At 58.2% G+C, this 6,650-nt stretch carries 8 protein-coding genes and 1 pseudogene; 4 read left to right on the plus strand and 5 right to left on the minus strand.

Annotated elements, in window-relative coordinates; genetic code table 11:
- Positions 1 to 31: 31 nt before the first annotated feature.
- Positions 32 to 1,108 carry an L-dopachrome tautomerase-related protein gene (locus tag ACR0JX_RS10490; RefSeq protein WP_480543741.1) on the minus strand — a complete coding sequence of 359 codons (1,077 nt, stop codon included), beginning with the start codon at positions 1,106 to 1,108 and terminating at the stop codon, positions 32 to 34.
- A 92-nt stretch (positions 1,109 to 1,200) separates the two neighbouring features.
- On the opposite strand from ACR0JX_RS10490, the gene ACR0JX_RS10495 reads away from it, so the two are divergent.
- Both ACR0JX_RS10495 and ACR0JX_RS10500 read left to right on the plus strand, forming a co-directional pair.
- Entirely contained in the window at positions 1,201 to 2,091 is an 891-nt protein-coding gene (locus tag ACR0JX_RS10495) for a LysR family transcriptional regulator (RefSeq protein ID WP_480543742.1), read from the plus strand.
- Between the two features lie 115 nt (positions 2,092 to 2,206).
- Positions 2,207 to 2,548, plus strand: coding sequence for a DUF2853 family protein (locus tag ACR0JX_RS10500; protein ID WP_170534337.1), 342 nt, complete (start codon positions 2,207 to 2,209; stop codon positions 2,546 to 2,548).
- A 228-nt stretch (positions 2,549 to 2,776) separates the two neighbouring features.
- Here ACR0JX_RS10500 and ACR0JX_RS10505 read toward each other — a convergent pair whose 3' ends face one another.
- From ACR0JX_RS10505 to tsaD, 4 genes are read right to left on the minus strand one after another with little or no spacing between them, the layout of a single operon-like run.
- Positions 2,777 to 3,199, minus strand: a complete 423-nt coding sequence (locus tag ACR0JX_RS10505) for an EVE domain-containing protein (protein WP_480543743.1) — start codon at positions 3,197 to 3,199, stop codon at positions 2,777 to 2,779.
- Positions 3,199 to 3,468 carry a YciI family protein gene (locus ACR0JX_RS10510; RefSeq protein ID WP_480543744.1) on the minus strand — a complete coding sequence of 90 codons (270 nt, stop codon included), beginning with the start codon at positions 3,466 to 3,468 and terminating at the stop codon, positions 3,199 to 3,201. The genes ACR0JX_RS10505 and ACR0JX_RS10510 overlap by 1 nt, the downstream gene beginning before the upstream one ends.
- A gap of 1 nt (position 3,469) precedes the next feature.
- Entirely contained in the window at positions 3,470 to 4,432 is a 963-nt protein-coding gene (locus ACR0JX_RS10515) for an NAD(P)H-dependent glycerol-3-phosphate dehydrogenase (RefSeq protein WP_480543745.1), read from the minus strand.
- The gene (gene tsaD, locus ACR0JX_RS10520; protein ID WP_480543759.1) at positions 4,429 to 5,526 is read right to left on the minus strand and encodes a tRNA (adenosine(37)-N6)-threonylcarbamoyltransferase complex transferase subunit TsaD; all 1,098 of its coding nucleotides are present in this window, start codon (positions 5,524 to 5,526) and stop codon (positions 4,429 to 4,431) included. Before tsaD ends, ACR0JX_RS10515 begins: the two co-directional genes overlap by 4 nt.
- 130 nt (positions 5,527 to 5,656) lie before the next feature.
- Between tsaD and ACR0JX_RS10525 the strand changes: the two genes are divergently transcribed.
- Both ACR0JX_RS10525 and ACR0JX_RS10530 read left to right on the plus strand, forming a co-directional pair.
- Positions 5,657 to 6,337, plus strand: a complete 681-nt coding sequence (locus ACR0JX_RS10525) for a uroporphyrinogen-III synthase (RefSeq protein ID WP_480543746.1) — start codon at positions 5,657 to 5,659, stop codon at positions 6,335 to 6,337.
- Between the two features lie 54 nt (positions 6,338 to 6,391).
- Positions 6,392 to 6,650, plus strand: a pseudogene (locus ACR0JX_RS10530) (hypothetical protein); the annotation flags it as partial.

Genomic DNA, 6,650 nt, shown 5'->3' on the forward strand with positions numbered 1-6,650 from the left:
CTAACCGGGGCCTTGCTGGGTTAGAGCGCGATCAGCGCCCACTGACAGCGTCAGCCAACGCTTTGAACCGAACGATCTTGTAGATACCTTGCGAGGCATCCTCGCCCCCGTTCAAGACGGGCGAGCGGTGCAGTTCGTTGATGGTGGCATAGACATAGCCATCCGTTCCGATCGAGAACCCGTCGGGCCAGGGCAATTCGTCATCCGACTGGTACAGCGCCTCATAGCTGCCATCGGGTTTCGTCACGCCCAGAGCGTTGTCGGTCATTGCTGTGATGTAGACATTGCCGCCAGTATCGACCGTGGACCCATCCGAGATCGGCTTGTCTCCATAGCGTTCCACCCGCGCTTCCAGGTCAGCATCGGACAAGCTTTCATCTAACAGGTCGGTGGTGCGGAGGCGATACATCGCGCTGGCAGTCATCGGAGCGAAATAGACCCATGTGTTGGTCGGATCGACCGTGATCGGGTTGATGCCGATTTTCGCAGGGTTGCCGCCCAGCGTGATCTCACGCCCGTCGATCACCATCGGCGTATCTTCGGGGATCGTGTATTTCGATCCTTCAAGCACGCGCCGCGCGCGACCGGTTTCCAGATCGACCACGATAATCGCCGAGTTCTGGCCGTCGCCCGTGTCCGAGATATAGATCGCCTCATGATCTCGATCCACGGCCAGATCGTTCAGGAACGAGGTAGGCCGCACCACCGGCGCACCGATGTAATGGATCGCATGCAAGGTTTCGGTATTGGTATCCCATCCCACGATCCGACCGGTCTGGTTCTCGCCCTGACCATCCAGCATCCAAAGAATGCCCTCCCGATCTGCCCGCAGACCCAGAACGCCGTTCAGCCCGTCCGCATCATCCTGTGGTGCGCGGGCCCATGTTTCTGTCGGGTAGGGTTTGGTCGACCCATCGGGCATCACTTCGACAATACGCAGTTCAGGCCCGTAGAATTCATGCACCGACATGAACATCCGCCCATCCGGCCCGATGGCCAGATTTCCGGGTGGGATCGATTTGTCGAATTCCAGATATGTCTCCAACCCGTTCGCTAGGGTCGGAGTTGCCAGCGTCATCGCGCAGACCGCTGCATAAAGTGATTTCATCGGGACCTCCTCTGATTGTGACAGAGCAGATATCATTTGATTTTTTCTTCGATAACTGACTGAATTATGAAACCAGCGTTTGGAAATTTCGAATGTACCATGTGAATGATCTGCTGACTTTCGTCTCGGTCGCCAAAACCGGTGGCGTTGGGTCAGCGGCGCAGGCGCTGGGTATCTCAGCGGCGACTGTCAGCCACAGAATTGCGAAGCTGGAGGAGGTTCTGAACCTTAAACTCTTTCACCGCAACAGCCGCCGGGTTCAGTTAACCAATGAGGGGTTGATCTTTCTGGACCGGATCGAACCCCTCCTGTCGGATCTGCGCGAGGCCGAGCTGGAGGCCGGGAGCGGCAAAGGTGCCCTTCGCGGGCACCTGCGTGTCACCCTATCCCCGTGGATTTTATCCCGCTTTATCATGCCTTTGTTAGACGAGTTCCAGACCGAGCATCCCGACCTGACGATCGAGTTTCTGGCAGTGGACCGCTATGTATCATTGGTGGATGAAGGCATAGATTGCGCCATTCGTGTCGGAAAACTGTCCGACAGTAACCTGAGGGCGCGCAAGCTATGCGAAAATGACCGAATAATCTGCGCTTCCCCAGAATTTTTTGTCCGTCATGGTACCCCGACATCTGTCGAGGATTTACGTCAAACGCGCTGGGCTTGTTTGCCTTGGCAAACCCGTTTCGACACCTATGAGGGACAGCTATCTGTAGCCCGGCGCATTGCGGTGTCGAATTCAGATATGCTGACCGATGCCGCTGTGCAGGGCTTGGGTCTTGCGGTCAAATCACGGTTGGCCGTTCAGCGGGAATTGGAAGAGGGTGCGCTGGTTGAAGCGCTGCCAGGACTACTGAAATCTCCCGCAGCTCCGATTTCATTCGTTCACGCAGGCAGTAACACGCCCGGCCGCAAGGTTCGGGCTTTCTCTGACATAGCGGATCAAGCGTTTCGTGCGGCTTCGCGAAAGCGTCTCTCCGCTTAGGGGGAAAGCTTGGAATTTTTCCCTTTGTGTTGAAAACACTTGTGATTAACCTTCCCGCACCTGTTTCAAGGATTTGAGTAACCGCAGCCAGGACTGCTGATAGGGAGACTGTTTAATGGGAAAACGCGACGACTTGATCGCCAAATATGCCGATGACCTAAAGAACAAATGTGGCATGGATCCGGATATGGACCTGCTGACCAAGGTCACAATCGGTTGTGGCCCTGCGATTTATGATGCGGATGCATCGACTGTTGCCGCCAGCCAGGACGGTGAAATTGAGACTGTCAAAAACAACTTCCTGATCAAAAAGCTGGGCCTGTCCGATGGTCCGGAACTGATGGAAGCGATCAACAAAGCCCTGGAAACCTATGGCATGTCCGAGCGTAACAAATACCGCGCTGTCGTGTATTACATGCTGACAAAGCATTTCGGAAAAGAATCCGTTTACGGCTGATCCGATCCAGCCAAAGATACAAGCGCCCGCCTGTCCTCAAGGCGGGCGTTTTGCATTTGAGTCAGAGTTTAAGGACTTGCCGTTTGAAACCGGGGTCTTGACCGGTCTATAGATAGTTCAGTGACCAGGACGGTCAGAACCAGATATTTCCAGATGCGTGTGGTGAGTAGGGAGCACGTGGGGTAGGGAAGGTTCTGCATCTTTCAGGGCCTTCCCTTTTATCTATCCCTAATCCGCCTGCGTATTCCCCAATGCGCAGATCACATCCCATTCCGCGTCGCTGACGGGTTGAACGGACAGGCGTGAGTTTCGCACCAACACCATCTCGGACAGCCGCTCATCGGCTTTGATCTGATCTAGCGTGATGGTCTGCGAAAACGGGCGCACCGCTTTGATGTCTACGCATTCCCAGCGTGGGTCGTCGGTGGTGCTGTCGGGATGGGCCTCGGCGCAGACCTCGACAATCCCGACAATCGCTTTGTCTTTTTGTGAGTGATAGAAAAAGCCGCGATCGCCGATGGCCATCTGCCGCATGAAATTCCGGGCCTGATAGTTACGCACGCCATCCCATTCTTCGCCTGCGTCGCCCTTGGCGACTTGCTGATCCCAACTCCAGGTCGAAGGTTCCGATTTGAACAGCCAATATGCCATCAGCCAATCACCCGTTTCCAGGGGATCAACTCGACCGTAGCAAACAGCCCGGCTTTGGTATAAGGGTCATTGTCCGCCCAAGCCTGCGCGGCGGTGACATCTTCGACATCCAGAATGACCAGTGATCCAATCATGGCGTCCCCGTCCAAAAGGGGACCGGCCTGTGAGACGACGCCTGTTTCCTCGATATAGGCCAGATGGGCTGATCGATTGTCCAACCGCGTTTGCAAGGCGCCGTCTTTGTCTTTGGCGATCAGGGCGATGAGCATTCTATTCCTCCTTCAGGGGCCGACCCAGCAGTGACTGAATCGCTTCAGCAATACTGTAGGCACCATCGCTGAGTTCCGCCACCGTTGCGCTGATCGGCATATCCAGCCCTTCGGATCGGGCAATCTTGGCCATGGCGCGTGCGGTGGCGACGCCTTCGACCGTGGTGTCGGTGTCGAAGGGCTGATTTAGACCCAAACTCAGGCCAAAACGGTAGTTTCGGGACAGATCGGACGAGCAGGTCAGCACCAGATCCCCCAGCCCGGACAGACCCATCAAGGTCTCTGCCTGCGCCCCGCGCCGGGCGGCAAAGCGCTGCATTTCGGCAAAGCCGCGCGTGATCAGGGCAGCCCGCGCGCTGTCACCCAAACCCGCGCCGATCGCAGCGCCGCATCCAATCGCCATGACGTTTTTCAACGCTCCGCCCAGCTCGGCGCCGATGGTGTCGGTTGTGCGATACAGGCGCAGGTTGGTGGTGGTCAGCCGGGCTTGCAGGTCTTGGCCTAAGTCGGCATCCGTGCAGGCCAGAGTCAGCGCCGTCGGCAAGCCGCGTGCGATGTCGTCCGCAAAGCTGGGCCCGGTTAGCAGCGCAGGTTGCGCGTCCGGGATAGTTTCGCGGATCACCGCCACGGGGCCAAGGCCGGTGGACAGTTCAATCCCTTTGCAGCAGGCGACCAAGGTTTTGCCTGCCAAGGCAGATTTATGCTGCTCCAAGGCCATACGCAGCTGTTGCATAGGGACGGAAACCACCAGCACATCCGCTTGACACGCCTGATCGATTTGCGCTGTCACGCTAATCTGGTGCGGCAAAGCCACGCCGGGCAGGCGTTGCGCGTTTTCGGCCGTTTCTTGCATCGCTCTCGCCTGCGCCGCATCGCGGGACCAAAGGGTCACCGGCCCGTTACCGGCCAGTGATATGGCCAAGGCGGTTCCAAATGCGCCGGAACCCAGAACAGAAACACTCATGCCTTGGCCCCTTTCTTGCCGCTGCCCAACATGGCCGGGCTGGTTTGATCCAGAGGCCAGCGCGGGCGGGCCGTCAGGTCCAGACCGTCTCGCGCACCGGCGCGAAAGCGTTCCAATCCGGCATAGGCAATCATGGCTGCGTTGTCGGTGCAAAGGGCCAAAGGGGGTGCAGTGAACCTAGCACCCATTTCATTGGAAACAGACTCTAATGCGGCGCGAATGCCCGAGTTTGCAGCAACCCCGCCCGCCACAGCGATCACCGGCTCTGCGGGGGTTTGTTCAAGATACAGGCCAATGGCGCGGCGTGTTTTTTCAGCCAGCGTGTCTACGACCGCTTGTTGAAATCCGGCGCAAAGGTCGGCGCGGTCCTGGCGGGTCAGCCCGCCGTTTTCGGCTACGATTTGATCCCGCATGCGCATCAGGGCTGTTTTCAAACCGGAGAAGGACAGATCGCAGCCGGGTCGATCCAGCAACGGACGGGGAAACCGGAACCGCTTGGGATCGCCTGACCGAGCCTCGGCCTCAACCGAAGGCCCGCCGGGTTGGGGCAAGCCCAGCAAACGGGCGGTTTTGTCAAAGGCCTCGCCCGGCGCGTCATCGATTGTGCCGCCAAGGCGGGTGAAGGTATCGGAACCATGGGCAATCAGGTATTGGCAGTGACCGCCCGAGACGAGCAGCATCAGATAGGGAAACGCGATTCCATCGGTCAGGCGCGGTGTCAGGGCGTGACCTGCCAGATGGTTGACGCCGATCAAAGGCAGCCCGGTCGCGGCGCTGATCCCTTTGGCGCACATCACGCCCGACATGACACCGCCGATCAGACCCGGCCCGGCTGTCACTGCGATGGCGTCCATGTTGCTCAGGCTCAAACCAGCGGCTTCCAGCGCCTGCATCACGCAGATATCCAGCTTCTCAGCATGAGCGCGCGCCGCAATCTCGGGCACGATACCGCCATACGCGCTGTGCAAATCGGTTTGACCATGCACAACCGACGACAGGACTTCAACCGGTGTACCGTCAGTTTGCCGCACCACGGCTGCGGCTGTGTCATCACAGCTGCTTTCTAACCCAAGGATGGTTAGTGTTTGCACCATTGGCCCGTTCCGTTGCATCATGATTGGCATGCGGGGTATCACCCTGCGCGGATGCAAACAATCCCATGGCCAAAGGCGCAGATCGTTGTATTTGTTGATGACCCGCCCGCGTGCTGCCTCGGAGAGGTTTGTGGCGCAGCTGCCAACCCGCACCAGATCACGGGTCGAGGTCATTTATTCCCCTATTCTTGAAATCAAACCGCTGCCCGTTCAGGTGCAGACTGACGATATCCAGGGGTTGATTTTTTCCTCCGCCAATGCGGTGAACGCGGCGGCCTCGTTGGGGGTCAGGCGCGATCTGCCAGCCTTCTGTGTGGGTCCTACCACCACCGGCACCGCAAAGGGTGCCGGATGGGACGCCCAGATGATGGGGGCCACCGCCGAGGAGCTAGTGGCGACGCTGTTGCGTGTCCGGCCGACGAGCCCATTGTTACATCTGCGAGGAGAACATAGCCGGGGCAACGTGGCCGATCGGTTGACGGCACTGGGCCTGACCACCCGAGAGCAACCCGTCTATCAGCAGCTTCTGTTGCCGCTGAGCGACGAGGCCGCAGCAGCCTCAATCGGTGAAAGGCCGGTCATCGCGCCCTTGTTTTCGCCTCGGACCGCGCGACAATTTGCCGATATTTGGGCCGGAACTGCCCCTTTGTGGCTGGCTGCAATCAGCGAGGCGACCTCAGAGCCCCTTAAAACCTTGGGGTTCCAGCGATTGAAGATTGCCAAAGAACCCACACCCAAACACATGTGTAAAGCCGTTAAAAAGCTTGTGAAACACGCGATGCGGGTTGAGGGCGAGCCGGGCGCAGACTAACTTGGACCAGTCTGTAGTTCTGGTGATTTTAGAATCGATAAAGGGAATGTGACGGTGGCGGGCAAAAAGAAAACCGATCAGAAACCGGCGGAAACCCCGAAATCGGACGATCTGGTGGACGAAGGTGTTATCGAAATGGCTGAGCCTTTGGATGATGCACCGCTTGACCAAGACGCCCCTGGCGAAGACCTGACTTCCGATGCCGATGCCGATGCCGATGCCGATGCCGATGCCGATGCCGATGCCGATGCCGATGCCGATGCCGATGCCGATGCCGATGCCGATGCCGATGCCGATGCCGATGCCGATGCCG

This window comes from Ruegeria sp. AH7 (assembly GCF_056541325.1).

What these genes read in the sequence shown, in the direction of transcription:
- ACR0JX_RS10505 (WP_480543743.1), bottom strand. Translation starts at nt 3,199, where the DNA reads ATGGCATATTGGCTGTTCAAATCGGAACCTTCGACCTGGAGTTGGGAT.
- ACR0JX_RS10515 (WP_480543745.1), bottom strand. Translation starts at nt 4,432, where the DNA reads ATGAGTGTTTCTGTTCTGGGTTCCGGCGCATTTGGAACCGCCTTGGCC.
- ACR0JX_RS10500 (WP_170534337.1), top strand. Translation starts at nt 2,207, where the DNA reads ATGGGAAAACGCGACGACTTGATCGCCAAATATGCCGATGACCTAAAG.
- tsaD (WP_480543759.1), bottom strand. Translation starts at nt 5,526, where the DNA reads ATGGTGCAAACACTAACCATCCTTGGGTTAGAAAGCAGCTGTGATGAC.
- ACR0JX_RS10490 (WP_480543741.1), bottom strand. Translation starts at nt 1,108, where the DNA reads ATGAAATCACTTTATGCAGCGGTCTGCGCGATGACGCTGGCAACTCCG.
- ACR0JX_RS10510 (WP_480543744.1), bottom strand. Translation starts at nt 3,468, where the DNA reads ATGCTCATCGCCCTGATCGCCAAAGACAAAGACGGCGCCTTGCAAACG.
- ACR0JX_RS10495 (WP_480543742.1), top strand. Translation starts at nt 1,201, where the DNA reads ATGTACCATGTGAATGATCTGCTGACTTTCGTCTCGGTCGCCAAAACC.